The 25102-nt window shown below is 69.3% G+C and carries 27 protein-coding genes; 13 read left to right on the plus strand and 14 right to left on the minus strand.

The window, feature by feature from the left end; genetic code table 11:
• Nucleotides 1-18: 18 nt before the first annotated feature.
• Nucleotides 19-1674: an electron transfer flavoprotein-ubiquinone oxidoreductase gene (locus PARHAE_RS02190; RefSeq protein ID WP_126152964.1), complete on the minus strand. Its 1656-nt coding sequence runs from the start codon at nt 1672-1674 to the stop codon at nt 19-21.
• A gap of 229 nt (nt 1675-1903) precedes the next feature.
• Between PARHAE_RS02190 and greA the strand changes: the two genes are divergently transcribed.
• Nucleotides 1904-2374, plus strand: coding sequence for a transcription elongation factor GreA (gene greA, locus PARHAE_RS02195; protein WP_126152965.1), 471 nt, complete (start codon nt 1904-1906; stop codon nt 2372-2374).
• A 3-nt stretch (nt 2375-2377) separates the two neighbouring features.
• On the plus strand, nt 2378-3307 hold the full coding sequence (locus PARHAE_RS02200; protein ID WP_126152966.1) for a hypothetical protein: 930 nt from the start codon (nt 2378-2380) through the stop codon (nt 3305-3307).
• Nucleotides 3308-3318: 11 nt separating this feature from the next.
• Here PARHAE_RS02200 and PARHAE_RS02205 read toward each other — a convergent pair whose 3' ends face one another.
• Nucleotides 3319-3804, minus strand: a complete 486-nt coding sequence (locus tag PARHAE_RS02205; RefSeq protein ID WP_164555112.1) for a GNAT family N-acetyltransferase — start codon at nt 3802-3804, stop codon at nt 3319-3321.
• A 69-nt stretch (nt 3805-3873) separates the two neighbouring features.
• Between PARHAE_RS02205 and PARHAE_RS02210 the strand changes: the two genes are divergently transcribed.
• Nucleotides 3874-4641: an AzlC family ABC transporter permease gene (locus tag PARHAE_RS02210; RefSeq protein ID WP_126152968.1), complete on the plus strand. Its 768-nt coding sequence runs from the start codon at nt 3874-3876 to the stop codon at nt 4639-4641.
• Entirely contained in the window at nt 4638-4970 is a 333-nt protein-coding gene (locus PARHAE_RS02215) for an AzlD domain-containing protein (protein ID WP_126152969.1), read from the plus strand. The genes PARHAE_RS02210 and PARHAE_RS02215 overlap by 4 nt, the downstream gene beginning before the upstream one ends.
• On the opposite strand, the gene PARHAE_RS02220 is transcribed toward PARHAE_RS02215, so the two are convergent.
• The 4 genes from PARHAE_RS02220 to PARHAE_RS02235 are packed head-to-tail and all read right to left on the minus strand — an operon-like array spanning nt 4958 to nt 8527.
• A complete protein-coding gene (locus PARHAE_RS02220) occupies nt 4958-5581 on the minus strand; it encodes a type 1 periplasmic-binding domain-containing protein (RefSeq protein ID WP_126152970.1) in 624 nt (207 codons plus the stop codon). The genes PARHAE_RS02215 and PARHAE_RS02220 overlap by 13 nt on opposite strands.
• Nucleotides 5582-5600: 19 nt before the next feature.
• On the minus strand, nt 5601-5756 hold the full coding sequence (locus PARHAE_RS02225; protein ID WP_126152971.1) for an aa3-type cytochrome c oxidase subunit IV: 156 nt from the start codon (nt 5754-5756) through the stop codon (nt 5601-5603).
• A gap of 54 nt (nt 5757-5810) precedes the next feature.
• A complete protein-coding gene (locus tag PARHAE_RS02230) occupies nt 5811-6830 on the minus strand; it encodes an MBL fold metallo-hydrolase (RefSeq protein ID WP_241232638.1) in 1020 nt (339 codons plus the stop codon).
• On the minus strand, nt 6830-8527 hold the full coding sequence (locus PARHAE_RS02235; RefSeq protein WP_126152972.1) for an acyl-CoA dehydrogenase: 1698 nt from the start codon (nt 8525-8527) through the stop codon (nt 6830-6832). The genes PARHAE_RS02230 and PARHAE_RS02235 overlap by 1 nt, the downstream gene beginning before the upstream one ends.
• Before the next feature lie 112 nt (nt 8528-8639).
• On the opposite strand from PARHAE_RS02235, the gene PARHAE_RS02240 reads away from it, so the two are divergent.
• Nucleotides 8640-9587, plus strand: coding sequence for an L-threonylcarbamoyladenylate synthase (locus PARHAE_RS02240; protein WP_126152973.1), 948 nt, complete (start codon nt 8640-8642; stop codon nt 9585-9587).
• Nucleotides 9588-9659: 72 nt separating this feature from the next.
• On the opposite strand, the gene PARHAE_RS02245 is transcribed toward PARHAE_RS02240, so the two are convergent.
• Nucleotides 9660-11087 (minus strand): Glu/Leu/Phe/Val family dehydrogenase, encoded by a 1428-nt coding sequence (locus PARHAE_RS02245; RefSeq protein WP_126152974.1) that lies wholly within the window; start codon nt 11085-11087, stop codon nt 9660-9662.
• 229 nt (nt 11088-11316) lie between these two features.
• Between PARHAE_RS02245 and PARHAE_RS02250 the strand changes: the two genes are divergently transcribed.
• The 4 genes from PARHAE_RS02250 to PARHAE_RS02265 all read left to right on the plus strand — a co-directional run bounded on the left by PARHAE_RS02250 (nt 11317) and on the right by PARHAE_RS02265 (nt 13122).
• Nucleotides 11317-11958: a TetR/AcrR family transcriptional regulator gene (locus PARHAE_RS02250; RefSeq protein WP_126152975.1), complete on the plus strand. Its 642-nt coding sequence runs from the start codon at nt 11317-11319 to the stop codon at nt 11956-11958.
• A 117-nt stretch (nt 11959-12075) separates the two neighbouring features.
• The gene (locus PARHAE_RS02255; RefSeq protein ID WP_126152976.1) at nt 12076-12435 is read left to right on the plus strand and encodes a hypothetical protein; all 360 of its coding nucleotides are present in this window, start codon (nt 12076-12078) and stop codon (nt 12433-12435) included.
• Between the two features lie 5 nt (nt 12436-12440).
• Nucleotides 12441-12725: an I78 family peptidase inhibitor gene (locus tag PARHAE_RS02260; RefSeq protein ID WP_126152977.1), complete on the plus strand. Its 285-nt coding sequence runs from the start codon at nt 12441-12443 to the stop codon at nt 12723-12725.
• 64 nt (nt 12726-12789) lie between these two features.
• Entirely contained in the window at nt 12790-13122 is a 333-nt protein-coding gene (locus tag PARHAE_RS02265; protein ID WP_126153007.1) for a DUF2794 domain-containing protein, read from the plus strand.
• Here PARHAE_RS02265 and hrpB read toward each other — a convergent pair.
• A complete protein-coding gene (hrpB, locus tag PARHAE_RS02270) occupies nt 13119-15578 on the minus strand; it encodes an ATP-dependent helicase HrpB (RefSeq protein WP_126152978.1) in 2460 nt (819 codons plus the stop codon). The genes PARHAE_RS02265 and hrpB overlap by 4 nt on opposite strands.
• Before the next feature lie 111 nt (nt 15579-15689).
• On the opposite strand from hrpB, the gene PARHAE_RS02275 reads away from it, so the two are divergent.
• Genes PARHAE_RS02275 through nagA form a run of 4 tightly spaced genes read left to right on the plus strand, consistent with a single transcriptional unit; the run spans nt 15690 to nt 19988 of the window.
• Entirely contained in the window at nt 15690-17057 is a 1368-nt protein-coding gene (locus PARHAE_RS02275) for a YcjX family GTP-binding protein (protein ID WP_126152979.1), read from the plus strand.
• A 55-nt stretch (nt 17058-17112) separates the two neighbouring features.
• Nucleotides 17113-18006, plus strand: a complete 894-nt coding sequence (locus tag PARHAE_RS02280; RefSeq protein ID WP_126152980.1) for a YcjF family protein — start codon at nt 17113-17115, stop codon at nt 18004-18006.
• Between the two features lie 24 nt (nt 18007-18030).
• Nucleotides 18031-18867, plus strand: coding sequence for a glucosamine kinase nucleotide-binding domain-containing protein (locus tag PARHAE_RS02285; RefSeq protein WP_126152981.1), 837 nt, complete (start codon nt 18031-18033; stop codon nt 18865-18867).
• On the plus strand, nt 18864-19988 hold the full coding sequence (gene nagA, locus PARHAE_RS02290) for an N-acetylglucosamine-6-phosphate deacetylase (protein WP_126152982.1): 1125 nt from the start codon (nt 18864-18866) through the stop codon (nt 19986-19988). Before PARHAE_RS02285 ends, nagA begins: the two co-directional genes overlap by 4 nt.
• On the opposite strand, the gene ilvD is transcribed toward nagA, so the two are convergent.
• From ilvD to PARHAE_RS02320, 6 genes are all read right to left on the minus strand, one after another.
• Nucleotides 19975-21813, minus strand: coding sequence for a dihydroxy-acid dehydratase (ilvD, locus tag PARHAE_RS02295; protein WP_126152983.1), 1839 nt, complete (start codon nt 21811-21813; stop codon nt 19975-19977). The genes nagA and ilvD overlap by 14 nt on opposite strands.
• A gap of 165 nt (nt 21814-21978) precedes the next feature.
• On the minus strand, nt 21979-22293 hold the full coding sequence (locus tag PARHAE_RS02300; protein WP_126152984.1) for a DMT family transporter: 315 nt from the start codon (nt 22291-22293) through the stop codon (nt 21979-21981).
• 90 nt (nt 22294-22383) lie between these two features.
• Entirely contained in the window at nt 22384-22881 is a 498-nt protein-coding gene (locus PARHAE_RS02305) for a pyridoxamine 5'-phosphate oxidase family protein (protein ID WP_126152985.1), read from the minus strand.
• 55 nt (nt 22882-22936) lie between these two features.
• The gene (locus PARHAE_RS02310; RefSeq protein WP_126152986.1) at nt 22937-24136 is read right to left on the minus strand and encodes a UbiH/UbiF family hydroxylase; all 1200 of its coding nucleotides are present in this window, start codon (nt 24134-24136) and stop codon (nt 22937-22939) included.
• A gap of 10 nt (nt 24137-24146) precedes the next feature.
• On the minus strand, nt 24147-24332 hold the full coding sequence (locus PARHAE_RS02315; protein WP_126152987.1) for a hypothetical protein: 186 nt from the start codon (nt 24330-24332) through the stop codon (nt 24147-24149).
• Nucleotides 24333-24377: 45 nt separating this feature from the next.
• Complete coding sequence (locus tag PARHAE_RS02320; RefSeq protein ID WP_126152988.1) at nt 24378-25070, minus strand: pyrimidine 5'-nucleotidase; 693 nt, start codon at nt 25068-25070, stop codon at nt 24378-24380.
• Between the last annotated feature and the right edge of the window lie 32 nt (nt 25071-25102).

Here is a 25102-nt window from a genome sequence, read left to right on the forward strand (position 1 = left end):
CTGCCCCCGCCTGCCCGATCACATATTCGGGTAATTCGGCCCGTCGCCGCCTTGCGGGGTGGTCCAGACGATGTTCTGGCTGGGATCCTTGATGTCGCAGGTCTTGCAGTGGACGCAGTTCTGGAAGTTGATCACGAAGCGCGGGCCATTGGCGTCTTCCACCACCTCATAGACGCCCGCCGGGCAGTATCGCTGCGCAGGCTCGGCGTATTCGGGCAGGTTCACCCGGATGGGGACGGTCGGATCCTTCAGCTTCAGGTGGCAGGGCTGGCTTTCCTCGTGGTTGGAGAAGGAAAAGGCCACGTTGGTCAGCCGGTCGAAGGACAGCTTGCCGTCCGGCTTGGGATAGTCGATGGGCTTGAACTTGGCGGCCTTGCCGGTGGCCTCGGCATCCGTCTTGCCGTGCTTCCACCCGCCCAGGATGTTGCGGCCCGTCAGCCCCGCCCCCCACATGTCCATGCCGCCCAGGATCAGCGACGGCCACAGCCCATAGCGCGACCAGGCGGGCTTGACGTTGCGGACCTTCTTCAGATCCTTGCCGATATCGCCCGTCCGCACCGCGCGATCATAGTCCTCCAGCCGGTCGCCCTCGCGCCCCGCCGCGATCGCCGCCGCCGCCGCCTCGGCCGCCTCGATCCCCGAGATCATGGCGTTGTGGTTGCCCTTGATGCGCGGCACGTTGACCATGCCCGCCGAACAGCCCAGAAGCACGCCGCCGTTGAAGCTCAGTTCCGGCAGCGACTGGTAGCCCCCCTCGCTGATCGCGCGGGCGCCATAGCTGATGCGCTTGCCGCCTTCCAGCAGCTCGGCCACCATCGGATGGTGCTTGAAGCGCTGGAACTCCATGTAGGGATACAGATACGGGTTCTCGTAGTTGAGGTGGACCACGAAGCCCACCATCACCAGATTGTCCTCGTAGTGATAGATGAAGCTGCCGCCGCCGGCGTTCTTGCCCAGGGGCCAGCCCATGGTATGGACAACGCGGCCTTGTCGGAACTTCTCGGGGCTGACCTCCCAGATCTCCTTCATGCCCAGGCCGAATTTCTGCGGCTCGTGGCCGTCGGACAGGTTCAGGCGGCTGATGATCTGTTTCGCAAGGCTGCCGCGCACGCCCTCGCCGATGAAGACGTATTTGCCGTGCAGCTCCATGCCGGGTTCGTAATGCGGGCCGGGCGTGCCGTCGGATTGCAGGCCCATCTCTCCGGCGACGACGCCCTTCACGCGGTCGCCATCCCAGACCACCTGCGACGCGGCCATGCCGGGGAAGATCTCGACGCCCAGTTCCTCGGCCTGCTCGGCCAGCCAGCGGCAGACGCTGCCCATGCTGACGATATAGTTGCCGTGGTTGTTCATCAGCCGCGGCATCGGCCAGTTCGGCACCCGCACCTGCCCTGCCTCGCCCAAGACGTAGAAGTTGTCGTCAACCACCTCGGTCCTGACCGGAGCGCCCTTTTCGCGCCAATCGGGGATCAGCCGGTTCAGGCCGACAGGATCCAGCACAGCGCCCGACAGGATATGCGCGCCGACCTCGGACCCCTTTTCCAGCACCACGACCGACAGATCCGGGTCGATCTGCTTCAGCCGGATCGCCGCCGACAGACCAGACGGCCCGGCGCCCACGATGACCACGTCATACTCCATCGCCTCGCGTTCGATCTGCATGTCGTCCGTCATGGCTAGGCTCCCCCCTTGCTTGGCTGCCGTCTGCATGTAACGGTTCTGCCGCAGCGCGGCAATGCTGACGCGACGGCTAAAATCTGCCGCTGCCGGCGCGGGCGGGCTTGCAAAGGCGCGGCAATTGAGGTCACGTTGACGACAACAAGGCCGCGCCCCTGCCATCCGAATGGCGGGGGCGTTGCCTTAGCATTTGGACGGTAACGCATCCCGGAAGGACAGGGCAGCGATGGAAAAGATTCCGATGACCCGCAGCGGCTGCGCCGCGTTGGAACGCGAACTGGGCGAGCTGAAATCCAAGGAACGCCCCGCCATCATCCGCCAGATCGCCGAGGCGCGCGAACATGGCGACCTGTCGGAAAACGCCGAATATCACGCCGCCCGCGAAAAGCAGGGTTTCATCGAAGGCCGCATCAAGGAACTGGAATCGATCCTGTCGCGGGCCGAGGTGATCGACACCGCCAAGCTGACCGGATCGGTCAAGTTCGGCGCCATCGTCCACCTGATCGACGAGGACACCGAGGAAGAGCGCACCTATCAGATCGTGGGCGAGGCCGAGGCGAATGTCGAAAGCGGCCTGCTGAACATCCGGTCTCCGCTGGCGCGCGCGCTGATCGGCAAGGATGTCGGCGACAGCGTCGAAGTCGCTACCCCCGGCGGGCAGCGCAGCTATGAAATCCTGGCGATCCGGTTCGAATAAGCCATGAGCCTGGTTGCCCGCATCACCAGCCTGGCGCAGCGGGACGCGCTGACCGTCACCGGCATCGCGCTGACCGCGGCCTGGCTGTTCCTGGTGGCCCTGTTCTGGCTGCTGGTCCCCGAGGCCGAGGGAAGTCCCGGCGGCATCGCCCGGCTGGCCACGGTCATGGGCACGATCCTGCCGCTGGCGCTGATCTGGCTGGCGGTGGGCATGGCCCGCGCCCTGGCGGTCCTGCGGGCCGAGGCCGCCGACCTGCGCCTGCGCCTGTCGCAGATGCGCGACATGGCCGCGACCCGCGGCGCGCCGCCTCGGGCCGCGCTGCCTGACGCGGACGAGGCCGAGCCGCAGCCCCGCCCGGTTCCCGCCGCTGTTCCGGCCGCCGCCGCGGCATCCCGCGCCGCGCCCCGGCAGGCTGCCGATCCGCGTCCGCAGCCGACGCGCGGCAGCGGCGAACCGCGCGATCCCATCGATGCGGAAACGCTGATCCGGGCGCTGAACTTTCCCGACGGGGCCGATGACGCGCCCGCCATCGCCGCGCTGCGCGCCGCCTTGCAGGATCCGGGCCAGGCGCGCGTCCTGCGCGCGGCCCAGGACGTGGTGACGCTGCTGGCAGGCCAGGATCTGTACATGGACGACCTGCCCCCCGACCCCGCCCCGGCGGCCGTCTGGCGGCGCTTCGCCGCTGGCGAAAGGGGCAGCGCGGTGGCGGCCCTGGGCGGCATCCAGGATCCCCTGGCGCTCGACATCGCGGCCAGCCTGCTGCGCAAGGACGAGATCTTCCGCGATACCACCCATCATTTCCTTCGGCATTTCGACGCCATGCTGGCCCGGCACCTGCCGCAGATGGACGATGCGCAGGTCGCCGTGCTGGCCCAGACCCGGTCGGCCCGCGCCTTCATGCTGCTGGGCCGCATCTCGGGGATCTTCGGCTGACGCAACGCCGCTCAGACCGGCCGATGCAGGATCGCCACCGGGCCCGACCAGGGCCAGCCAAAGGCGCCGCGTCCGATCTCGGCAAAGCCGGTGGCGGCATAAAAGGCCATTGCGACGGTGTTGCGGATCTCGACCTCGGCCCGCAGGCCGGGATGACCTTCCCGGCGCGCGGCCTGGGCGGCCCGGTCCAGAAGCGCCCGGCCGATGCCCCGGCGCGGGCCGTCGACCACGATTCCGTCGATCACCAGATCGGCCGTGGGGGGCGCCGCGCGGTACAGCGCGCGCGCCAGCCAGGGATGATCCGCCAGAAATCCACCGTCGGCGTCCCGCAGCCCGGCCACGCCGCCCAGGCGGCCGTCCGCGCCGACGGCCGCGATGCCGTGGTAGGCGCGGACGGCGGGCAAACGCCCGCCCGCGAAAGGCGGTGCGAAAGCGGCCCACCACAGCCGCGCGGCGTCGCCCAGAAGCGGGGCGGGAATGGGGGTCGTGATCCGCACGCGGCCTTGCCTTCCGATTGGGCGTCGTGCGACGAAGGTGCCGCGATCCGGCCCCATGCGAAAGCCCCCATGTCCCCCGTTCCCCAACCCCGTCCCGATTCCCGGCAGCCCCTTGCCGATGGCGGTCAACCCTCCACCCTGCGCCAGACCTTCCTGCGCGGCGCGGTGAAGTCCTTGCCCTTCCTGATCGTGATGATCCCCTTTGCGCTGCTGTTCGGGGTCGTCGCGACCGAGGCGGGCATGGACGTGGCCCAGGTGATGGGGTTTTCGGTGCTGGTGCTGGCGGGGGCCTCGCAGTTCACGGCGGTCCAACTGCTGTCCGACAACGCCTCGGTCATCATCGTGATCCTGTCCTGCCTGGCGGTGAACCTGCGCATGGCGATGTATTCGGCCTCGCTGGTGCCGTGGCTGCGCGATGCCTCGGCCGGGCAGAAGGCCTGGGTCGCCTATGCCCTGGTCGATCAGAGCTATGCCCTGTCGATCCAGGAATACGAGGCGAATCCGCGCATGACCCTGCCGCACCGGCTGGCCTTCTTCGCGGGGGTGGTGATGGTGGTCTGCCTGCCCTGGATGGGTTTTTCCTGGCTGGGCGCGACGGTCGGGAAGGCGATTCCCGACGACATTGCCCTGGATTTCGCGATGCCCATCACCTTCCTGGCGATGATCGCGCCGATGCTGCGCACGCCCGCGCATCTGGCGGCCTGCTTCGTCGCGGTGCTGGGATCGCTGGTGCTGGCGGGTCTGCCCTCGGGGCTGGGCCTGCTGATCGCGGCGCCGCTGGGGATGGCGGCGGGTGCCGCCGTCGAATCCCGGTCCCGGAAAGGGGCGCGGCCATGAGCAACGGCATATCCGACCTGACCGTCTGGCTGGTCATCCTGGTGCTGGGCATCGGCACCTTCCTGATCCGCTGGTCGTTCCTGGGCGCGCTCGGCAGCCGGGATCTGCCGGAATGGGTGCTGCGGATGCTGCGCTATACCCCCGTGGCGGTGCTGCCCGCCCTGGTCGCGCCGCTGGTCGTCTGGCCCGCCGCGACCGGAGGCCAGCCCGATCCTGCCCGGATGGCCGCCGCCGCCGTCACGGTGGCGGTCGGCCTGTGGACGAAGAACATGATCCTGGCGATCGTCGCCGGGGCGATCACGCTGTTCGGCCTGCTTTACATGTTATAGCCGACGATCTGCCCGTTCTTCTGGCGGATCAGCACGTCGTGGTTGTTGGCCGGATCGCCATCCATATGGCGTTTCGACTGCACGCCCGGCAGGGTCAGGAACCAGTCGCGCAGCTTCAGCGGCGAAAAGCCGGTGGGCGCGCTTTCGAACCCCGGAACGCGCCGCAGGGCCTTGCCCGTATTCACCGCGCAATAGCTCTTGGGCGAGGCGCCCTGCGATTCCACCGCCCGGATCGCGGCGTCTGCGACTTCGCGGCTGACAAGGACCGTATCCTCGGCCACCCAATAGGTCTTGCGGGCGTGATAATCGATATAGAAGTGCTTGAAGTTGTCGGTGATCCCGTACAGCACATCGTTGCGCTCCGGGATGCGCGGATGTTCCCAGCTTCCCGCCGGGTCATAGATCACCCGCTGGCTGCCGTTGATCATCAGGGCCGAATGCCCGCCTTCGCCGCGCGGAATGCCGATCACCGTAAAAAGCGTGATCGAGGGCGGTTCGTCCGAGACAAAGCGCGCCGCGCGCAGTTCCTCGTCCGAATCCCAAACCTTCTGGGCGCCGCAGGCAGCCAGGGCGACGGGCAGCGCCGCCGCCAGAAAGACGCGTCTTTTCATGGAATTCCCGCCTGACCGATCAGCTGTTGACCAGGGCCATGAAGATCAGGACCAGAATCGACAGGATGCCGACCCAGGTCGCGAACTTCAGAAAACCTGCGAAGGTCCGCTGCTGTTCGGTGATGTCCATGGTGCCGATCTTGTGGTCGGTATCGTGGTGATGATGCGTGGCCATGCGCCTGCCCTCCTGTCCGGTTCGTCCTTGCGATAGCGGAAACCGCCTGCCCTGTCACGCCCCCCACAGCGCGGCGCCGTCTCTGATGCCGACCTGTGTGACGATCCCCAGCCGGTTCAGGTGGTTCACATGGGCCACAGCCTCGACCAGGGCCAGGCCGAATTCCTCCGCGCCGATCCGGCGCTTGAACAGGATGTCGAAACAGCCGACCGCCGTGCGCGGCGCCTCGCGCAGCGCGGCGGTCAGGCGGTCCAGCGCGGAATGGTGATTGTCGATCAACTGCCGCAGCCGCGTGGGCAGGCCGGTGAAGGGCAGCTTGTGGCCCGGCAGCACCAGATGCCCCGGTTGCGCCAGATCCCGCATCCGCTGGCAGCTTTCCAGCCATTCGCCGACCGGGTCCGCCTGGGGTTCGGTCGGATAGACCCCCAGGTTGGGCGAAATCGAGGGCAGCAACTGGTCGCCGCCGATCACCAGATCGTCGTCCAGCGACCAGAAGGTCGCGTGGCAGGGGGCATGGCCGTGGCCCATTGCGACGCGCCAGCGGCGGCCTCCGAAGCCGATCTGCTGGCCGTCCGCCAGCCGGGTGAAGCCCAGCGGCAGCGGATGGACCACATCGGCAAAGTTGAAGGGCCGTTCCGCCGCCCGCTTTTCCAGCAGGTCGGCAGGCATCCCGGCACGGCGCCAGAAGGCCAGCGATTCGGGGCTGGCGCGGTCCTGCCGGTCCAGGACCAGCATCCGCGCGGTCAGCCAGGCGGTGCGGCTGATCGCCAGTTCGGCCCCGTCACGCGCCATGAACCAGCCCGCCAGCCCGATATGGTCGGGGTGGTGATGGGTGCCGATCACGCGGCGGACCGGCCTGCCTTCCAGCGGCCCGGCCAGCAGCGTCTCCCAGACCTCGCGGCTGACGGGGGTGTCGAAGCCGGTATCGACCAGCGTCCAGCCGTCGCCCTCATCCAGGGCATAGACGTTGACGTGATCCAGCGCCATCGGCAGCGGCAGGCGCATCCACAACACGCCCGGCGCGACCGTCACCGCCTGCCCCGGCTGGGGTGGGGTATCGAAGGGATAGCCGATCACGCCGCGAAATCGCCCGACAGCGCGGCGTCGTCGATGCCGGTCAGGTCGTCCAGCCCCGCCACCGCCTCGGCCAGATCCGAGACGTGGCGCGGCAGCACACGGGCCATGAAGACGCGCGCCAGAGCCCGATGCGATTCGCCGCCCGCCTGCGCGGCCCGCAGGTGGTAAAGCCCGCCCAGCACCCGCGCGAAGGCGTTCAGATAGGGCACCGCCCCCGCGAAGCGTTCGGGCAGGTCGCGGTCCAGCAGAGCCTGGGTCGCCTCGCGCAGCGTCTCGGCCGCCTGCCACAGCTGATTCGCCATCTGCGGATGGTCCGCCTGCGCGGATTTCGCCCCGTCCGCGATCTCGTCCAGCAGGCGCAGGGCGGCGTCGCCCCCGTCCGACAGCTTGCGGCCCACCAGATCCATCGCCTGGATGCCGTTCGTGCCCTCATAGATCGGGGTGATCCGCACATCGCGCAGATACTGGGCGGCGCCGGTTTCCTCGACATAGCCCATGCCGCCATGGACCTGCACGCCGATATCGGCGACGCGGCAGCCCACATCGGTGCCATAGGCCTTGGCGATGGGCGTCAGGAAGGCCGCGCGGGCGGCGTGGACCGCATCGCCCGTGGCGCGCTCCAGGTCGATGGCGGTGGCGCAGGCCAGGCCGATGGCACGGGCCGCGAACACCTCGGCCCGCGCGGTGGCCAGCATCCGGCGCACGTCGGGATGCCGGATGATCGGCCCCATCTGGTTGCGATCCGCCGCATAGGCGACCGCCTGCTGCAAGGCCGCCTCGGCCACGCCGACGCCCTGCATCCCGACGCCCAGCCGGGCGCAGTTCATCATCGTGAACATCGCGGCCATGCCCTTGTGTTCGGCACCGACCAGCCAGCCGGTCGCGCCCTCGAAGCTCATCACGCAGGTGGGGCTGCCGTGGATGCCCAGCTTCTCCTCCAGGCTGACGACCTTCAGGCTGTTGGCCACGCCCGGCCTGCCCGCCGCATCGGGAATCAGCTTCGGCACCATGAACAGGCTGATCCCGCGAGTCCCCTTGGGCGCGTCCGGCAGCCGCGCAAGCACCAGGTGGCAGACGTTCTCGGTCACGTCGCTGTCGCCCCAGGTGATGAAGATCTTCTGCCCGGTGATGCGATAGGTGCCCTCGGCGTCCGGTTCGGCCTTGGTCACCAGCGCCCCCACATCGCTGCCCGCGCCGGGTTCGGTCAGGTTCATCGTCCCCGACCATTCGCCGGAAATCAGCTTCGGCAGGTACAGCGCCTTCAACTCGTCGCTGGCATGATGCTCCAGCGCCTCGATCTGGCCCTGGGTCAGCAGCGGGTTCAGCTGCAAGGCCAGGCAGGCGCCCGCCATCATCTCGGCCACGGCCATGTTCAGCGCCTGCGGCAGGCCCGACCCGCCATGGTCGGGATCGGCGGACAGCCCGATCCAGCCGCCTTCGGCAATCGCCCGGAATCCTTCCGCATAACCCGGCGAGGACCGCACCCGGCCGTTTTCCAGCACCGCCGGATGTTCGTCACCCTTGCGGTTCAGCGGTGCCAGGACATGGGTCGCCAGCTTCCCGGCCTCGGCCAGGATCGCGGCGGCGGTGTCCGGCGTCGCCTCGGCAAAGCGGTCGGTTCCGGCAAGATCGCGGAACGGCACGACATGGTTCAGGATGAAGTCGATCTGCGCGACCGGCGCCTTGTAGCTCATCTGGTCCCCCCTTTGGCGCCTTGGCAATCACAACCGGCGCGACTATCAAACTGTTGTCGCAGATCATCTTAAGAGGCTGCGGACAAGGCTCAACCGAAACCCGGCGTCACGGATGCGGACCGAAAGACTGTTCCCAGACCAGACGGGCATCGCCCGCGCGGCGGCCCTGCTGGCCCAGGGCCAGGTCGTGGCGATCCCGACCGAGACGGTCTATGGCCTGGCGGGCGATGCCCGCGACGGACTGGCGGTCGCGCGGATCTACGAAGCCAAGGGGCGGCCCAGCTTCAACCCGCTGATCGTGCATGTCCCGGATCTGGACGCCGCCCGCCAAATCGCCGACCTGTCGCCCCAGGCCGACATCCTGGCCGCCGCCTTCTGGCCCGGCGCCCTGACGCTGGTCCTGCCCCTGCGCGCGGATGCGGGCATCGCCTCGCTGGTCACGGCAGGGCTGCCCACCGTGGCGATCCGCGTACCCGCCCATCCCGTCGCGCGGGCGCTGCTGCGGCTGGCCGGTCCGCTGGCCGCGCCCTCGGCCAATGCCTCGGGCCGGATCAGCCCGACCAGCGCCGATCATGTGCTGGATCCCGACGGCGGGCTGGACGGCCGCATCGCCGCCGTGCTGGACGCGGGCCCCTGCCCGGTGGGCCTGGAATCCACCATCGTCGGCTGGCCCGGCGGCCGCGCCACCCTGCTGCGACCCGGCGGCATCCCGGCCGAAGCCATCGCCGCCGCCCTCGGCCGTCCGCTTGCGGATCACCAGGCCGATCCTTCGGCCCCGAACGCGCCGGGACAACTGACCAGCCACTATGCCCCCCAGGCCACGCTGCGCCTGAACGCAGCGGCGCCCGCGCCCGGGGAAACGCATATCGCCTTCGCCGCCCCCGGCCCGTTCACGCTGTCTGACACCGGCGACCTGACCCAGGCCGCCGCGCGGCTGTTCGACACCCTGCGCCGCGCCGACCGCGAGGGCCGTCCGATCGCCGTGGCCCCGATCCCCAACCATGGCCTGGGCGCCGCGATCAACGACCGCCTGCGCCGCGCCGCCGCCCCTCGGGCCTGACCATCTTCTGTGCCCAAATATCCCGGGGGGAGCCGCCGGAACGGCGGCGGGGGGCAGCGCCCCCCAGCCCCTTCACAACCCCAGCGACCCGTAGACGTTGGAAATCCGCCGGATCGCCACGACATAGCCCGCAGTGCGCATGTCATCGACCTTGGGGTTGGACATCCACACCTCCTTCATCTTCTTGAAGGCCTCGCGCATGGTGTCGTCCAGGCCGGACCGGACCAGATCCAGCTCGTCCGCGCCATGCAGGAAGGCCTCCTTGAAGCCCTTGGCCAGTTCGAAATTCGTCCCCGTATCGGCCGAGATCCGCTCCAGTTCCTCGACCAGCATCCGGGCGCGGGCTTCCTCGTGGCGGCGCTCCAGCCGGCCGAGACTGATCTGCGACAGGTTCTTGACCCATTCGAAATAGCTGACCGTGACGCCGCCCGCATTGGCATACATGTCGGGAATGATGACCACGCCCTTGCGCTTCAAGATCGCGTCGGCATCCGCCGTGACGGGACCGTTCGCGGCCTCGATGATCAGCTTGCACTTGATGCGCTCGGCGTTGTCGGCGTGGATCACGCTTTCCACCGCCGCCGGGATCAGGATGTCGCAGTCGTCCTCCAGCGCGGCCAGCCCGTTCTCGCGGTAGTCCCCGCCGACGAAGCCCTTGATGCCGCCGGTCGCGCGGATATGGCCGCGCAGCGAATCGATGTTGATCCCCTGCGGGTTGCTGATCGCGCCGTCGCGTTCGATCACGCAGGTGATCAGGGCCTTGTCCTCGACCGACAGGAACTGCGCGGCGTGATAGCCCACATTGCCCAGGCCCTGCACGATCACGCGCTTGCCCGCCAGCGTGCCGGTCAAGCCGGCCTTCTTCATCACGTCGTCGTGGCGGAAGAACTCGCGCAGCGCGTATTGCACGCCCCGGCCGGTCGCCTCGACCCGGCCCTCGATCCCGCCCGCATGGCGCGGCTTGCCGGTGACGCAGGCCTTGGCGTTGATGTCGTCGGGATGCAGCCGCTTGTAGGCGTCGGCCATCCAGGCCATTTCCCGTTCGCCCGTGCCCATATCCGGCGCGGGCACGTTCTGCGACGGAGAGATCAGGTTCCGCCGCGACAATTCATAGGTGAAGCGCCGGGTGATCCGTTCCAGTTCGTCCTCGTTCCAGGCGCGGGGATCGATGCACAGGCCCCCCTTGGATCCGCCGAAGGGCACCTCGACCAGCGCGCATTTATAGGTCATCAGCGCGGCCAGCGCCTCGACCTCGTCCTGGGTCACGTCCAGCGAATAGCGGATGCCCCCCTTGACCGGCTCCATATGTTCCGAATGGACCGAGCGATAGCCGGTGAAGGTGTGGATCTGCCCGCGCAACCGGACGCCGAATCGGACGGTATAGGTCGAATTGCAGACCCGGATCTTTTCTTCCAGCCCCGGCTGAAGATCCATCAGGCCGGCGGCATGGGTGAACATCCGCTCGACCGAGTCGCGGAAGGATGTGTGGGGGATCGTCATCGGCTGCTCCTGACAGTTGACGCCGGTTATCGACGACCCGAACGCTATGCCAGCCGAACGGCGGGTGCCAAGGGTAATCTGAACAAAAACAAGGCATTTTCTGTTTTTATCGATCAGACCTTCCGGGACGGGGTGAAAAAATCCTGTGGCCGCACTGCAACCACGACGGGAATTTCGGATTGAACCTCATGCGGTCGGTGTTAGTGATGGCTGACTTAGGAAAGCAAAGATGCCCAAATCACAGGCAGTTAGCCCAGGCCGCAAATTCGACCAGGTGGTTCGCGGCGCCGCCGCCATCTTTCTGCGCGACGGCTTTGCCGGGGCCAGCGTCGACGACATCGCCCGCGCCGCGCAGGTGTCCAAGGCGACGCTCTACAGCTATTTCCCCGACAAGCCGCATATGTTCCAGGAAGCGATGCGGGCCGAAACCGCCCGGCTCGAGGGCAGCTTCACCCTGGACATCCCCCCGGATCTGGACCCCGCGCAGGCGATCCCGCTGATCGTCGCCCAGGTCGCCGAATGGCTGGCAGATCCCGCCCGCGTCACCCTGCGCCGCGTCCACCTGGCCGAAGCGCCGCGCTTCGCCGACCTGTCGGCCCGCTTTCACGACACCCTGGTCCATGTCCTGCACGGCGCCATCCGGCCCTATCTGGACCGCTGGGTGGCCAGGGGGCAGCTGTGCCTGGACGACACCGAAATCGCCGCCGGGCAGCTGATCGCCCTGTCCGGCGCAAGCCTGCCGGACTCGATGCTTCTGTGCCGGAAAGGCAAGGGGCCGGACGACGGGATCCGGCCCGCCGCCGATCTGTTCCTGCGCGCGGCCCTGCCTCTGCAAACGGACGCGCCGCGCCGCCGGACAGGCAGACGATGATGCAATCGTGACGGTCGCGACGCCTTCTCAAGCCGGGTCGGCCATTGTATCATCGGCACGCGAAACCCGCGACAGACGGGAACAAGAACGGGCACACCCGAGGGAAGACAGATCATCATGAAGACGACCACCATCCTGCTGCCGCTGATGGCCGCCGCCCTTGTCTCCGGCTGCATGGCCCCGGCCCCCGCACCCGCGCCGATCCCCGAACCCGCGCCCGTGGCCTATGTGCCGCCCGCTCCGCAACCCGTGGCAGGCGTGGCGGGGCTGACCGAACGGAAGCCCGACCTGTGCGGCGCGACCAAGAACTATGCCTCGGCGGTGGGCCAGCCGGGCAGCGTGATCCCGACGCTGGGCGTCACCAAGGAATACCGGGTCGTCGAATACCGCGGGATCGAGCCGCAGGAATACGACCCCAACCGGATCGTCTTCCGCCTGGATGCGGCAGGCATCATCACCAATGTCGATTGCGGGTGACCATCATGAACGCCAAAATCCTGTGCCTCGGACTGACCGCCGCCACGCTGCTTGCCGCCTGCGAGCCGATGCCCGTGGAACCCGCGCCCGTCACGCCGCCCGATGACTGCCGCGCCTCGGCCTATCAGGGGCTGGTGGGCCAGCAGGTATCGGTGCTTGCCGCGATGACCTTCCCCATCGGCACCCGCCAGATCGGACCCAACGACGCCGTGACCTCGGACTTCCGGCCCGACCGGCTGAACATCGAATACGGCGCCACGAACCGGATCGAGAAGGTCAGCTGCTACTGATCCCCGCGCGCCGCCCGTTTTCGGCATTGCCTTGCGGGCGGCGGGCTGTCACCATCCCGTCATGATGAACGCCGGCCCGCCGTTTCACGCCGATCCCGACCGGGTCGTCTTCGACAGGACGGAACTGTCGCTGATCCTGTCGGTCTATGGCCGCTTCGTCGCGGCGGGCGAATGGCGCGACTACGCGATGTCCTTCCTGCGCGACGCCGCCATCTTCAGCGTCTTCCGCCGCGCCACGGAACATCCCCTCTACCGGATCGAGAAACGCCCCCGCCTGCGCGCGGCCCAGGGCGCCTATGCGGTGATCGGCATGGACGGGCGCATCCTCAAACGCGGCCACGACCTGCGCCAGGTGCTGCGGGTGCTGGACAAGGCGCTGATCCGCCCCGTGGATTAGGTGCCTCGCGGCTTGGCCCGCGTGGTGGGATCGGCCTCGCGCGGATCCTCGGGCCAGGGGTGGCGGGGATAGCGGCCGCGCATGTCCTTCCTGACATCGGCATAGGAGGACGCCCAGAACCCCGGCAGATCGGTCGTCACCTGCACGGGCTTGCCGCCCGGCGACAGCAGGCTGATCCGCAGCGGCCGCCCGCCCACCACCGGATGGCGGGTCACGCCGAACAGTTCCTGCAAGCGCAGTTCGATGGACGGCTGCTCGTGGTCATAGTCGATCGGCACCTTGCGGCCCAGCGGCGTGACGAAATGCGACGGAACCTCGCGCTCCAGTTGCTGCTGGCCGTCCCAGCCGATCCGCGCCTTCAGCGGCTCGACCAGATCCAGCCCGCGCAGATCGGCCAGCGTGCGGATCCGCCCCAGCCAGGGCAGCAGCCAAGCGCCATCGGCCAGCAGGCTGGCATCGTCCACCGCCCCCAGATCCGGCACCAGCGCGATCCGCGCCCGCAGCCGCGCCGCAGCGGGCGACCAGGGCAGGCCGTCCAGCCGCAGCCCCTCCAGCGCCGCGCGCGCCACCGCCTCCGGCGGAACCTCCGGCCAGGCGCGATCCGACAGGACCAGGGCGCCCAGCCGTTTCTGCACCCGCGCCAGAACCCGCCCCTCGCGCCGCGACCATTCGCAAAGCGCCACCGTCTCGATCCGCCCGCCATGCAGCGCGCGCAGATCGGCCTCGTCCAGCCGCGCCGCCATGCGAATCCGGGCCTCGCGCTGATCGCCGTCCAGGTCGACGGCGACGATCAGCCGCTGCCCTGCCATGGGATCGCCCGCCTCCATGACCGTGCCCTTGCCGCCCGACAACACGAAGCGCGGCTCCTCCCCCTTGCGCCGCAACCCGATCCGGTCGGGATAGGCCAGAGAGACAACGCCGCCCCATTCTTCTTTGCCCAAATACCCCAGGGGCGTCCGGGGGGGCGGCGCCCCCCCGCCGTCGCGGGACGCAACAAGGCGCCGCAGCCGGGCAGCCTCATCGCGGATCTGCTGGATCACCCCCCGGTTCGCCTCATGCGGATACCGGGCCGCAAAGCCCCTGGGGTCGCGAACCGCCGCCAGCCGCAGCGCCAGATCGACCGGCGCGCCCCGCAGCGGATCGCGGTTCGACAGCAGCGCCGCCAGTTCCGCCGCCCCCTCGCCCGCGCGCAGCAGCATATGCGCCAGCCGGGGATGCAGCGGCAGCCGCGCCAGCGCCCGGCCGTGATCGGTGATCCGGCCCCCGCCATCCAGCGCCTCCAGCCCCGCCAGCAGCGACCGCGCCTCGGACAGCGCGCCTTCGGGCGGGGGCGTCAGGAAGGCCAGGTCGCCCGGCACCGCGCCCCAGGCGGCCAGTTCCAGCGCCAGCCCCGCCAGATCGGCCACGGCGATCTCGGGCGGGGCAAAGGCGGGCAGCGCACCTTCCTCGGCCCGCGCCCACATCCGGTAACAGACCCCCAGCGCCACCCGGCCCGCACGGCCGCGCCGCTGGTCGGCCTCGGCCCGGCTGACGCGTTCGGTCACCAGCCGCGACATGCCCGACCCCGGATCGAAGCGCGCCCGGCGCGCCCGGCCTGCATCGACCACCACCCGCACCGCCGGAATGGTCAACGAGGTCTCGGCGATCGCCGTCGCCAGCACGATCCGCCGCCGCGCGCCCGGTTCCGCCAGCGCCGCACGCTGCTCGGCAGGCTTCAGCGCGCCATACAGCGGCAGAACCTCGCAGCCCCCGCCAAGCTGGGCCATCACCCGCCGGATCTCGCCCTCGCCCGGCAGGAAGGCCAGCACCGTGCCCCCCATGCCGCGCGTCTCGGCCTCGGCTTGGGCGATCAGCCGCGCGGCCTCGTCCATCAGCCGGGCGCCTGCGGCCAAGGGACGGGGCAGCCAGCGCGTCTCGACCGGAAAGGCCCGGCCTTCGGACCGGATCACCGGCGCATCGTCCAGCAGCGCCGCCACGGGTTCGGCATCCAGAGTGGCCGACATCACCAGCAGCACCAAATCCTCGCGCAGGGCGCCACGCGCCTCCCAGACCAGGGCGAGGCCCAGGTCGGCATTCAGGCTGCGTTCGTGGAATTCGTCGAAGATCACGCAGCCGATCCCGTCCAGCGAGGGGTCGGACTGGATCATCCGCGTCAGGATCCCCTCGGTCACGACCTCGATCCGGCTGCCCGGAACCGATTCGCCGCGCATGCGATAGCCGACGCGCGCCCCCACCGCCTCGCCCAATTGCTGGGCCAGCCGTTCCGCCGCCGCGCGCGCGGCCAGTCGGCGCGGCTCCAGCATCACGATCTTTCCCGCGATCCGCTCGAGCAGCGCCAGGGGCACGCGCGTCGTCTTGCCCGCCCCCGGCGGCGCGACCAGCACCGCCCGGCCATGGGCGGCCAGCGCGTCGCACAGCGCGGGCAAAACATCGTCGATGGGCAACCGATCGGGCATCCCCGCGTTATGTCGCAACGGCGGGCCAAGCGGAACCCCGGCCCGCCGCCCTATGCAAACCCGTCCCCGGAGCCTATCTTCCGGCAAAGACAACGGAAAACGGCAGGCGGAATGGGTATCGGCAGCACATTGATGGCGGGCATCGGCCTGGGCGATCCGGTGATCCGGCTGGGCGTCACGGGCCTGTCGCGGGCGGGCAAGACGGTGTTCATCACCTCGCTGGTGGCCAACCTGATGGATCGGGGCCGGATGCACGCCCTGCGCGCCGCCGCCGATGGCAGCATCAAGGCCGCCTGGCTGCAACCCCAACCCGACGACACCATCCCGCGCTTCGATTTCGAACGCCACCTGGCCGCGCTGACCGGCCCGGAACCGCATTGGCCCGAGGGCACGCGCCATGTCAGCCAGTTGCGCCTGTCGCTGCGGCTGGACGGCAGGGGTCTGCTGGGCGGGCTGACCGGGCCGCGCACCGTTCACCTGGACATCGTGGATTATCCCGGCGAATGGCTGCTGGACCTGCGGCTGATGGAAAAGGATTTTTCCGAATGGTCGGCCGAGGTCCTGGACCGGATGCAGGGCCGCCCCGGCGCCGAGGAATACCAGGCCGCGCTGAACGGCCTGGACGGCGACCGTTTCGACGAACCCGTCGCGCAGCGGCTGGCCCAGACCTATACCGCCCATCTGCACGCCGCGCGCGAGGCGGGCTGGTCCGATTGCACCCCCGGTCGTTTCCTGATCCCCGGAGAGATGGAGGGATCGCCCGCCCTGACCTTCGCCCCCCTGCCCGCATCGTTCGAAGGCGGGCGGCTGCACAAGGAATTCCGCCGCCGCTTCGACGCCTACAAGTCGCGGGTCGTAAAACCCTTCTTCCGCGACCATTTCGCCCGCATCGACCGCCAGGTGGTGCTGGTCGACGTGCTGGGCGCGATCCACCAAGGCCCGCGCGCGGTCGAGGATATGCGCCGCGCCATGGCCGACATCCTGACCGCCTTCCGCCCCGGCCGCGCGGGCTGGCTGGCCCAGCTTCTGGGCACCCGCCGGGTGGAACGCATCCTGTTCGCCGCGACCAAGGCCGACCATCTGCACCAGGTCCAGCACAACCGGCTGACCGCGATCCTGTCGGCCATGCTGCGCGAGGCCCGCGACCGCGCCGATTTCAGCGGCGCCCGGACCGAGGCCATGTCCATCGCCGCCCTGCGCGCCACGACCGAGGATGTGATCCACCAGGACGGCCAGGAATTGCCCGCCGTGCGCGGCCGGCTGCTGGACGGGCGGCAGGCGGCCTTCTATCCGGGCGAACTGCCCGCCGATCCCGCCGCGGTGCTGCACCCCGCCCGCGACGGCGCCGACCGCTGGCTGGACGGGGATTACGCCATCATGAACTTCGCCCCCGCGCCGATGACCGCGCGGCCCGGCGACGGCCCGCCGCATATCCGGCTGGACCGCGCCGCCGAATTCCTGATCGGAGACCGGCTATGAGCGATACGCCCCGCCGATCGACGCCGCCGATCCGCTGCTGCCGCGCCCCCGCACGATGGAAATGGTGACGCGGCTGGTCGGCCGGCCGCCCTCGAAGCTGACACGCTTCTTCATCAATTCCGGCGTGGCGCTGTTCACCTTTCTTCTGTCCATCGCCGCGCTGAACTTCATCAACGACCTTCTGACCCGCTATCCGGTGCTGGGCTGGATCGGGGTCGGGCTGTTCGCGCTGTTCACGCTGGCGGCGCTTGGCATGGCCTGGCGCGAATACCGGGCCTGGGCGCGCTTCGCCCGCATCGACGCGATCCAGCGGCAGGCGGGCGCGGCCCTGGCCGAGGACAGCCTGGACAAGGCCCGCGCGGTGGCTGACGGCCTGGTCGCGCTCTATCGCGACCGGCCAGAACTGGAATGGCACCGCAAGCGGCTGGCCGACAACCGGGGCGACGCTTTTGATGCCCGCACCCTGCTGACCATGGGGGAAACCGAACTGCTGGCGCAGCTGGACCAGGATGCGCGGCGCGAGATCGAGGCCGCTGCCCGGACCGTCGCCGCCGCCACCGCGCTGATCCCGCTGGCCTTGGCCGATGTCGCCGCCGCCTTGGCCGCGAACCTGCGCATGATCCGCCGCATGGCCGAAATCTATGGCGGCCGGGCGGGCGCGGTCGGCGGCTGGCGCTTGGCGCGCACCGTCATCACCCATCTGGTCGCCACCGGCGCGGTCGCGGCGGGCGACGATCTGGTCGAGACCATCGCCGGGGGCGGGATCCTGTCCAAGGTCTCGCGCCGCTTCGGCGAGGGCGTGGTGAACGGCGCCCTGACCGCCCGCGTCGGCATCGCCGCGATGGAGGTCTGCCGCCCCCTGCCCTTCATCGCCCAGCCCCGGCCCAAGGTCGGCAACCTGGTCACGCGCGGGTTGCGCGGCCTGTTCGGCAGCGACGAACGGGGCTAGAACCGGCCCGAAAGGGGACAGGCGATGGCGTTCTTTCTGGGAATCGACGGCGGTGGGTCGGGCTGCCGCGCGGCTCTTGCGGATGCGGATGGCCGGATCGTCGGCCAGGGCCGGGGCGGGCCTGCCAACATCAACACCGATGTGGAGGCGGCCGCTCTCAGCATCCTGCAAGCCACCGCCGAGGCCGTCGAGGGCACCGGCGCCGATCCCCGCGACCTGATCGTCACGTTGGGCCTTGCGGGCGGCACCATGACCGCGGCGACCGGCCGGCTGGCCGGGCTGCTGCCCTTTGCCCGGATGCAGATCGTCAACGACGCGGTGACGGCGGCGCGCGGGGCCCTGGGAACGCGGGACGGTATCCTGGCCGCGATGGGCACCGGGTCGGTCTTCGCCGTGCAGCGCGGGGGCGACCTGCGCCAGGTTGGCGGGCGCGGCTTCCTGATGGGCGACGAGGGGTCCGGCGCGGTCCTGGGCCGGGCGCTGCTGTCCCTGGCGATGCGGGCCGAGGACGGCTTTGCCGACATGACGCCCCTGCTGCAACAGCTGCTGGAGGAGTTCGGCGGCATCGAGGGAATCATCCGCTTCGGCAACACCGCCAGCCCCGCCGATTTCGCCGATTTCGCCCCGCGCATCATCGGCGCGGACGACCCGGCGGCGCGGCAGGTCTTTGATGCGGCCGTGGCCGAGATCCGCCACATCCTGACCGTGCTGCAAGGCGATGCGCCGCTGCCGGTGGTCTTCGTCGGCGGGCTTGGTCCGGCCTATGCCGCACGGCTGACCGACTGGCCGCAGCGGCCCGCGCTCGGGTCCGGGGTGGACGGCGCATTGCTGATGGCGCGGCAGATGGCCGGGGCGGCATGACGACTCTCGCCGCAACGCGCGTCTTTGACGGGCAGCGGATGCTGGCTGATCATGCCGTGGTGATCGACGGCAACCGCATCGCCGCCATTCTGCCGCTGGCCCAGGCCGGTCCCGCGACGCGGCTAGACGGCACGCTCGCCCCCGGCTTCCTGGACTTGCAGGTGAATGGCGGGGGCGGGCTGATGGTCGGGGGCGACACCGACCCGGCGGCGCTGCGCCATATCTGCGCCACGCATCAGCGGCTGGGCTGCGCGGGTGTGCTGCCGACGCTGATCACCGACACGCCGCAGGCCACCGCGCAGGTCATCGCCGCAGGCATCCGGGCCAGAGGCACACCGGGCTTCCTGGGCCTGCACCTGGAAGGCCCGCACCTGGACCCCCGCCGCCACGGCGCCCACGACCCGGCGCTGATCCGGCCGATGGACGCCGACGACCTGGCGCGGCTTTGCGACGCGGCCCGCGCGCTGCCGGTGCTGATGGTGACGCTGGCGCCCGAATCCGTCACCCCGGACCAGATCGCCACGCTGTCCCGCGCGGGCGCCATCGTCAGTCTGGGCCATACCGATTGCGATTACGACACCGCCCGCGCCGCCTTCGCCGCAGGCGCGCGGCTCGCCACGCATCTGTTCAACGCCATGAGCCAGATGGGCCATCGCGCCCCCGGACTGGTCGGCGCGGTGCTGGCGGGCGATGCCCAGGCCGGGCTGATCGCGGACGGCATCCATGTCCACCCGGCGGCGATGCGCGCGGCCCTGGCGTCGCGGCCCCAGGGCATCTTCCTTGTGACCGACTGCATGGCCTTCGCGGGCAGCGACCTGGCCGAAATCCGACTGGCGGGCCGCGCGATCCACCGCCGCGAGGGGCGGCTGACGCTGGCGGACGGGACGCTGGCCGGGGCGGACTTGCGCATGGACAGGGCCATTCGGGTGCTGGTCGAACAGGTCGGCATCGCGCCGGAACGCGCGCTTGCCATGGCGACATCCGAACCGGCGCGCGCCGCCGGGCTGTCGAACGAATACGGCGCGCTGCGGGAAGGCAGGCGCGCCGATCTGGTGCTGCTGGACGATGATTGGCGCCTGCGGTCCGTCTGGATCGCAGGCCAGCCGGTCATTCCGGGATGACGCGCACCGCGCCGCGCGCGGCACTGGTTGTCATCGCCGCATAGGCGCGCAGCGCGGTCGAGATCTTGCGCTGGCGCGGCTTGGCGGGCTTCCAGCCCAGGGCCTCGCGCTGTTCGCGGCGGGCGGCCAGGGTAGCGTCGTCCACCTCCAGGTGGATCACCCGGTTCGGGATGTCGATGCGGATCGTGTCGCCCTGTTCCACCAGGCCGATGGTGCCGCCTTCCGCCGCCTCGGGCGAGACATGGCCGATCGACAGCCCCGACGACCCCCCCGAAAAACGGCCATCCGTCACCAAGGCGCATTCCTTGCCCAGCCCCTTGGATTTCAGATAGCTGGTCGGATACAGCATTTCCTGCATCCCCGGCCCGCCGCGCGGCCCTTCGTAACGGATCAGCACGATTTCGCCCGGCTTGACCTTGCCGGTCAGGATCGCGGACACGGAATCGTCCTGGCTTTCGAAGATATGCGCGGTGCCGGTGAAGGTCAGGATCGAATCGTCCACCCCCGCCGTCTTCACGATGCAGCCATCCTCGGCCAGGTTGCCATACAGCACCGCCAGCCCGCCGTCCTGGCTGAAGGCGTGGTCGGCGCTGCGGATCACGCCCGCCTTGCGGTCGGTATCGACCGAATCGTAGCGCCGGTTCTGGGAAAAGGCTGTCTGGGTCGGCACACCCCCCGGCGCGGCGCGATAGAAGTCGTGGACCGAAGCCGCGTCGGTGCGCATCACGTCCCAGCGGTCCAGCGCCTCGGCCAGGGAACCGGCATGAACGCTGCCGACCTGCGTATGCAGCAGGCCCGCCCGGTCCAGTTCGCCCAAAATGCCCATGATCCCGCCCGCGCGGTGGACATCCTCCATATGCACGTCGCTCTTGGCGGGCGCGACCTTGCACAGCACCGGCACCCGGCGCGACAGACGGTCGATGTCGGACATGGTGAAATCGACGCCGCCTTCATGCGCGGCGGCCAGCAAGTGCAGCACCGTGTTGGTGGACCCGCCCATGGCGATGTCCAGCGTCATCGCGTTTTCAAAGGCCTCGACCGTCGCGATCGCGCGCGGCAGCACGCTGGCATCGTCGTTTTCGTAATAGCGCCGGGCCAGATCGACGATCAGGTGGCCCGCCTCGACGAACAGGCGCTTGCGGTCGGCATGGGTTGCCAGGGTCGAACCGTTGCCCGGCAGCGCGAGGCCCAGGGCCTCGGTCAGGCAGTTCATCGAATTGGCGGTGAACATGCCCGAGCACGACCCGCAGGTCGGGCAGGCGGAGCGTTCGATGGCCGCGACATCGGCGTCGGATACCGTGTCGTCGGCGGCGGCGACCATCGCGTCGACCAGATCCAGCGCCTTGACCTTGCCGTCTTCCAGCACGACCTTGCCGGCCTCCATCGGGCCGCCCGAGACGAAGACGACCGGGATGTTCAGCCGCAACGCGGCCATCAGCATGCCCGGCGTGATCTTGTCGCAGTTGGAAATGCACACCATCGCGTCAGCGCAATGGGCGTTGACCATATACTCTACGCTGTCAGCGATGATTTCGCGCGAGGGCAGCGAATACAGCATCCCGTCATGGCCCATCGCGATCCCGTCATCGACGGCGATGGTATTGAATTCCTTGGCGATCCCACCCGCGGCCTCGACCTCGCGCGCGACAAGCTGGCCCAGATCCTTCAGGTGGACATGGCCCGGCACGAACTGGGTGAAGCTGTTGACGATGGCGATGATCGGCTTGCCGAAATCGCTGTCCTTCACGCCGGTCGCCCGCCACAGGCCGCGCGCGCCCGCCATGTTGCGGCCATGGGTGGTGGTGCGGGAACGATAGGCGGGCATGGCATAAGTCTCCTGTAGCTGGCGGGTTGGTTTAGCACCATCGACAGCGGAAGGAAATTGCCTGCGGACGCAGCAGCACGCACATTTCATGTCGCACCCGGCGAAAGCGCCGGGGGTTTCACACCCCCGGACCCCCGTGGGATATTTGCACCAAGGCAAACAGGGTCAGGACGCCAGCTTCATCGTCACGATGCCCGCGACGATCAGACCCGCCGCCAGCAGCCGCGCGGGCGTGACGGGATCTCCGAACAGGACGATGCCTATCACGAACGCCCCCACGGCGCCGATGCCGACCCAAACGGTATAGGACGTGCCCAGCGGCAATGTCCGCATCGCCACCGCCAGCAGCCAGAAGGACGCGACCATGCCGACGGCCATGACAGCAGTGGGCAGGACGCGGGTGAAGCCGTGCGATTGCTTCATCGCGGTCGCCCAGACGATTTCCAGAAGACCGGCGAGAACAAGATAGAACCAGGCCATGACGAACCTCTTGCGGGCCGGGTCGTCCCGGCATGGTGCCCTTGGCGGGGAGGTCGTCCTCTGGGCCTCTAGATACGGGGGTGGGCGGTGCTAATCAAGGCGGTCGACCTTGGCGTTCTCGACCAGTTGGGTCTTCACGCCCGCCAGCCGCTCGGCCAGCATCTTGGCGCCCGTGACCAGCAGGTTGCTGCCATCCCACAATTCGGCAGAATCGGGCGTTACCGTGATAACGCGCAGGTCGAGATTGTCGGGGGATTTGAAGAAGGTCTCGTCGCTGAAGCGCCACAGGTCGCGGGCCTTGGCGGGGTCGTGGCTGACGCGCGCCGTGCCGTAGATCACCGCGTAATCGTTCGCGCGTTCGTCCGAAAAGGCCAGCGAGACATGGGGATTGGCCTCGATCTGGTCCAGCTTGCAGCCCTGCGTGTCGGTCAGGACATGGATCGCCCCCTCGTCCCGGCGGACGCGGGCAAAGACGGGGCGGACCCGCTGACCCTCGCCGTCGCGGGTGACGAACAGGCAGGGGTCCAGCTTGTCGGCCAGGGTCCAGATGCGGTCGATCACGTCGGGGTCGGGACTGGTGTCGGACATGGGTTCCTCCGGGTCTGTCAGGACAGCAAACGCGAAGGCGGGGGCGATGTTCCGGCTAGCGCATCCCCAGCCCGGCCCGCATCATCAGCCGCCGCACCGGGGCAATGCCGTAAAGCCCGCCCAGTGCCGCCGCGCGCAGGTCGCGCAGGGGACGCAAGGACGCCTGGCTGGCGCGGTTCAGCGCGTCGATGCCCAGCAGGCGGGCAAAGGCCTCGGGGCGGCGGGCGCGGTCATAGGCGGCAAGGCTGGCCGCGCTGCCGGGATCGTCGCCGGACAGGTCGATCAGCGCGGTCAGGTCCGCCAGGCTCATGTTCAGGCCCTGGGCGCCGATGGGCGGGACGACATGCGCGGCCTCGGCGATCAGGGCGGTGCGCGGGCCGGTGAAGCGGTCGGCGATCTGGCTGATGATCGGCCACTGGGTCAGCCGCGTGGCCAGCGTCAGACGGCCCAGCACCCCGGCGGACCGGGCGTTCAGTTCGGCCTCGAACGCCGCGGGGGGCAGGGCGGCGAGGCGGGCGGTTTCACGCCCGTTCTCCATCCAGACCACCGCGGAACAGGGCTGTCCGTCCCGGTCGGGCAGCGGCACCAGCGTGAACGGGCCGCCCGACCGATGGATCTCGGTCGAGACATTGCCGTGCGGCACGTCATGCGTGACGGCGAAGGCCAGCGCCTTCTGGCCATAGCGGAAGGTCCGCACGCCGATGCCCAGGGCCTGGCGCACGGGCGAATCGCGGCCGTCCGCGCCGACTAGCAGCCGGGCGCGGATGCGGCGCCCGTCGGTCAGCGTGACCAAGGCGCCTTCGTCGCGGGCGGCGACCGCCGCCGTGCCGGTGCCGGGCTGGAAGCGGACATTCTGCATCCCCGCCAGCCGGGCCGAGATTTCCCGGCGCAGCAGCCAGTTGGGCAGGTTCCAGCCGAAGGGCTGATCGCCGATCTCGGTTGCGTCGAAATCGCGGGTCAGCCGCGCCACGGGCCGGGCGCCGCCCGCATCGACGATGCGCATGATCTGCAAGGGCGTGGCATGGGGCAGCAGGCGGTCCCACAGCCCGATCCGGCCCAGCAGGGCGACGGACGGCGTCAGGAAGGCGGTGGTGCGCAGATCGGCGCCCTCGGCCCCTTCCTCGGTCACTGGGGGGGCGGGATCGACGCAGAGGGTCGAAAACCCCTGCGCCCCGAAAGCCGCCGCCGTGATCAGCCCGGCAATGCCGCCGCCTGACACCAGGATGTCGGTCGTCTCGACCTTGCCTGCGATCATATGCCGCGGCCTAGTTGCCGGCCGTGAACAGCAGCATGACCGTGAAAACGGCGACCGTCAGCACCAGGCCCAGCAGGCCAAGCACGGGAAGGCCGAAGGTGGCGACCGCCAGAACGGCAATCACGACAACGACCAGCAGAAGGGCAATGACAAGGAAATTCAGGCGATTTCCGTTTTTATCGGCAGTATGGGTCATAGTGCAGCCTATCGGATTGCGCGTCCGGGGGACATTCTGGCGCAATCAGCGGCCAAGGGCAATCTGGCGCAGGAATGCCGTCAGGTCGTGGATGTGGTGATCGACATGGGCGGGCACCGCCCCCGCCATCGCATCGGGGCCGTGCCGCCCCGGCCCGACCAGGATCGTGCACATCCCCAGCTCATGCGGAACGGCCAGGTTGCGGGGATCGTCCTCGAAGAAGGCGGCGCGGCGCGGGTCGATGGCGGCATAGCCGATCACCGCCGCATAAGCCTCGGGGCGTGGCTTGGGGTGGAAATGCGTCTCGGCGATGCCATAGATCCCCTCGAAGATCGGCGCGGAGACGGCGTCGTCCAGCAGGCCGAAGCCTCGGGCGCGCAGCACCTTCACCGCATAGGCGGCATCGGCATTGGTATGGACCAGCTTGCGCCCCGGCAGCGCGGCGATGGCCGCCGCCAGATCCGGCGCGGGCAGCAGGGGCGCAAAGTCGATGTCGTGGACCTCGTCCAGATAGGCGATGGGGTCGATGGCATGTTCCGCCATCAGCCCCGCCAGGGTGGTGCCGTGCCGCATCCACCAGTCGCGCCGCATCCGGTCGGCGGCGTCGCGTTCCACAGACAGGGTGCGCATGACGTAATCGGTCATCCGCGATTCGATCTGCGGGAACAGCGCCATCTCGGGCGGGTAGAGCGTGTTGTCCAGATCGAAGATCCAGGTGTCGACATGCGTGAGATCCATATCCGCTGCCTAGCCCCACGACAGCGCGCTTG

Origin of the sequence: Paracoccus haematequi, assembly GCF_900631945.1 — a bacterium.
In the GTDB taxonomy this organism is placed as follows: domain Bacteria; phylum Pseudomonadota; class Alphaproteobacteria; order Rhodobacterales; family Rhodobacteraceae; genus Paracoccus; species Paracoccus haematequi_A.

Coding starts and splice junctions, on each gene's coding strand:
- PARHAE_RS02280 (WP_126152980.1), top strand. CDS start 17,113: ATGGAAATGGTGACGCGGCTGGTCGGCCGGCCGCCCTCGAAGCTGACA.
- PARHAE_RS02200 (WP_126152966.1), top strand. CDS start 2,378: ATGAGCCTGGTTGCCCGCATCACCAGCCTGGCGCAGCGGGACGCGCTG.
- PARHAE_RS02235 (WP_126152972.1), bottom strand. CDS start 8,527: ATGAGCTACAAGGCGCCGGTCGCGCAGATCGACTTCATCCTGAACCAT.
- PARHAE_RS02225 (WP_126152971.1), bottom strand. CDS start 5,756: ATGGCCACGCATCATCACCACGATACCGACCACAAGATCGGCACCATG.
- PARHAE_RS02285 (WP_126152981.1), top strand. CDS start 18,031: ATGGCGTTCTTTCTGGGAATCGACGGCGGTGGGTCGGGCTGCCGCGCG.
- ilvD (WP_126152983.1), bottom strand. CDS start 21,813: ATGCCCGCCTATCGTTCCCGCACCACCACCCATGGCCGCAACATGGCG.
- PARHAE_RS02275 (WP_126152979.1), top strand. CDS start 15,690: ATGGGTATCGGCAGCACATTGATGGCGGGCATCGGCCTGGGCGATCCG.
- hrpB (WP_126152978.1), bottom strand. CDS start 15,578: ATGCCCGATCGGTTGCCCATCGACGATGTTTTGCCCGCGCTGTGCGAC.
- PARHAE_RS02300 (WP_126152984.1), bottom strand. CDS start 22,293: ATGGCCTGGTTCTATCTTGTTCTCGCCGGTCTTCTGGAAATCGTCTGG.
- PARHAE_RS02190 (WP_126152964.1), bottom strand. CDS start 1,674: ATGACGGACGACATGCAGATCGAACGCGAGGCGATGGAGTATGACGTG.
- PARHAE_RS02220 (WP_126152970.1), bottom strand. CDS start 5,581: ATGAAAAGACGCGTCTTTCTGGCGGCGGCGCTGCCCGTCGCCCTGGCT.
- PARHAE_RS02310 (WP_126152986.1), bottom strand. CDS start 24,136: ATGATCGCAGGCAAGGTCGAGACGACCGACATCCTGGTGTCAGGCGGC.
- PARHAE_RS02260 (WP_126152977.1), top strand. CDS start 12,441: ATGAACGCCAAAATCCTGTGCCTCGGACTGACCGCCGCCACGCTGCTT.
- PARHAE_RS02245 (WP_126152974.1), bottom strand. CDS start 11,087: ATGACGATCCCCCACACATCCTTCCGCGACTCGGTCGAGCGGATGTTC.
- PARHAE_RS02240 (WP_126152973.1), top strand. CDS start 8,640: ATGCGGACCGAAAGACTGTTCCCAGACCAGACGGGCATCGCCCGCGCG.
- PARHAE_RS02215 (WP_126152969.1), top strand. CDS start 4,638: ATGAGCAACGGCATATCCGACCTGACCGTCTGGCTGGTCATCCTGGTG.
- PARHAE_RS02320 (WP_126152988.1), bottom strand. CDS start 25,070: ATGGATCTCACGCATGTCGACACCTGGATCTTCGATCTGGACAACACG.
- greA (WP_126152965.1), top strand. CDS start 1,904: ATGGAAAAGATTCCGATGACCCGCAGCGGCTGCGCCGCGTTGGAACGC.
- PARHAE_RS02315 (WP_126152987.1), bottom strand. CDS start 24,332: ATGACCCATACTGCCGATAAAAACGGAAATCGCCTGAATTTCCTTGTC.
- PARHAE_RS02210 (WP_126152968.1), top strand. CDS start 3,874: ATGTCCCCCGTTCCCCAACCCCGTCCCGATTCCCGGCAGCCCCTTGCC.
- PARHAE_RS02255 (WP_126152976.1), top strand. CDS start 12,076: ATGAAGACGACCACCATCCTGCTGCCGCTGATGGCCGCCGCCCTTGTC.
- PARHAE_RS02265 (WP_126153007.1), top strand. CDS start 12,790: ATGAACGCCGGCCCGCCGTTTCACGCCGATCCCGACCGGGTCGTCTTC.
- PARHAE_RS02250 (WP_126152975.1), top strand. CDS start 11,317: ATGCCCAAATCACAGGCAGTTAGCCCAGGCCGCAAATTCGACCAGGTG.
- nagA (WP_126152982.1), top strand. CDS start 18,864: ATGACGACTCTCGCCGCAACGCGCGTCTTTGACGGGCAGCGGATGCTG.
- PARHAE_RS02305 (WP_126152985.1), bottom strand. CDS start 22,881: ATGTCCGACACCAGTCCCGACCCCGACGTGATCGACCGCATCTGGACC.